This is a genomic window from Synechococcus sp. H70.1, from assembly GCF_047502705.1.
Classification (GTDB): Bacteria; Cyanobacteriota; Cyanobacteriia; order Thermostichales; family Thermostichaceae; genus Thermostichus.
On sequence record NZ_JANSIV010000038.1, the window covers coordinates 13132 to 15578 of the forward strand.

General features: G+C 51.2%; 1 protein-coding gene. It reads left to right on the forward strand.

Annotated elements, in window-relative coordinates:
- Positions 1–146 precede the first annotated feature (146 nt).
- Positions 147–2405 (forward strand): 5-methyltetrahydropteroyltriglutamate--homocysteine S-methyltransferase, encoded by a 2259-nt coding sequence (gene metE, locus NW827_RS02815; protein ID WP_414503313.1) that lies wholly within the window; start codon positions 147–149, stop codon positions 2403–2405.
- Positions 2406–2447 lie beyond the last annotated feature (42 nt).

The window sequence follows — 2447 nt, forward strand, 5'->3', positions numbered from 1 at the left end:
CCAACCTTCTCAGCCTTCTACATCCGGAAGTTGACTTGAAAAGTTGAGGAGCTGGCCGCATCCCCCCCTGGCGCATAGGCAGGCTTGCTCGGTGAGCTCTAGAATAATTAGCCACTGCCTCGGAAACCGTCTGTGATGGTGGAGCTATGGCCTTTTCCACAGCAACTCTAGGTTACCCTCGAATTGGGAAAAATCGTGAACTGAAAAAGGCACTTGAGTCCTTTTGGAGTCAGAAATCTGATGCAACGAGTATCCAGAAAACCCTGCAACAGGTGATGCTAGACAATTGGCAGACACAGAAAGATGCAGGTATTGATTACATTGGTATTGGGGACACTTCCCTCTATGACCTAGTTCTGGACTGGAGTGTATTTTTGGGATTGATCCCCAAGCGATTTCGTCACTTGTCGGGGCTTGATCAATACTTTGCAATGGCCCGAGGGAAAGAGGGTATCCCGGCTCTAGAAATGACCAAGTGGTTTGATACTAACTACCATTACCTAGTGCCAGAAATTGATGAGGATACCCAACCCGAAGCCAATTTTTCCAGCTTCCTAGCAGTAGTCAACCAAGCGCAAAGCATCCTAGGACAGAGAGCTGTTCCCATCATTCTTAGCCCCGTCACCTTACTTTGCCTCAGTCGCCTTAAGGGGAGCTTGCAAGAACATTTGCAGCGCTTGCTGCCCCTGTATGCTGAATTGCTAAGGCAACTGGCTGCAGGTGGCATTACTGAAGTGCAGTTCCACGAACCAATTCTGGTTACAACCCAAGCAGAAGCCCTGCAAGAAGCAGTTACAACCACGTACACTCAACTGACCACTATAGGAATTCCGATTCATTTGGTGACCTATTTTGACGACTTGGGAAAAACCTATCCTTGGGTCGTGGAATTGCCGGTAGCAGGCATTGGCCTGGATTTTACGCGGGGGAATAACTTAGAACTTCTGCAAACCTATGGGTTTCCTAGTAATAAGCAACTGGAGGTGGGGTTGGTAGATGGTCGCAATATTTGGAAAATTCGCCCCCAACGTGTGCTTTCTATCCTAGAGAACATTCAAAAGGTTACTACCAATTTGCGAATTCAGCCCTCTGCATCCTTGCAATTTGTACCCTATGATGCCCGACGAGAAACCCACTTGCCCACTCCCCTGCTCCAAGTGCTGAGTTTTGCAGAACAGAAGTTAGAGGAAGTTGTCCTTTTGGCCCAGGGAGGTTCAGCAGCCCAGGAGCAACTGGCCACTATCGAGGCGCAGTGGCGGGAATTTGCTGAGTTTAGTCCCCAAAATCCAACTGTTCGGGAGCGAGTTCGTCAGGTAACCGCCCAAAGTCTGGAACGGGCGCTGCCTTACGACCAACGCCGCCCTCTGCAACCTCAACTGCCCCTTTTGCCTACCACCACTATTGGCTCCTTTCCCCAAACTGCTGAGATACGTCAACTGCGGGTCAAGCGCAAACGGGGTGAGATTACTCAGGCGGAGTACGAAGCAGCCATTGATGCGGAAATTGCTCGCTGTATCCGTTGGCAGGAGGAAGCGGGGCTAGACGTTTTGGTGCATGGGGAATTTGAACGCACCGATATGGTGGAGTTTTTTGCACAACAGCTGGAAGGCTTTGCCTTCACAGAACACGGCTGGGTGCAGAGCTATGGTAGCCGCTGCGTGCGTCCACCCATTATCTATGGTGACGTGGCGCGCCGTCAGCCCATGACTGTGCGAGAGTTTCGCGTGGCTCAATCCCTTACCTCGAAGATTGTCAAAGGAATGTTAACAGGGCCCGTAACCCTATTGAACTGGTCTTTTGCACGCGATGATCTCCCCAGACGGGATCAGGCAATCCAGATTGCTTTGGCGCTGCGGGATGAGGTGGCCGACCTAGAGGCTGCGGGCGCTAGGATAGTGCAAATTGATGAACCGGCACTGCGGGAGGGATTGCCCTTAAAGCGAGAGCGTTGGGATGAATACCTCTCTTGGGCAGTGGATGCTTTTCGCCTAGCTGCAGGTGTTGCCAGGCCTGAAACCCAAATTCATACTCACATGTGTTACTCAGAGTTTGGCGACATCATGCCCCACATTCAGCGCTTGGATGCGGATGTGCTTTCCATTGAAAATAGCCGCAGTAACAACGAAACCCTCCGGCAAATTGCCGAGGCAGGCTACCGGCATCAAGTGGGAAATGGAGTGTATGACGTTCACAGCCCCGTGGTACCCACTGTAGAGCAGATAGTTCAACAGCTGAAAAAGGCTATAGAGCTTCTGCCGCTGCAGCAGATTTGGGTAAATCCTGACTGTGGACTGAAGACTCGCCGCTGGGAGGAGGTTATCCCTGCTTTGAAAAACATGGTGGCAGCAGCGAAAATGCTCCGGGAAGAAATTCAGGGAGCTTCTACACCCTCCTCAGCTCAGTAAAGCTGGCCTGCTACTATCCTTGGTTGTTCTCTAAAAGAGAGG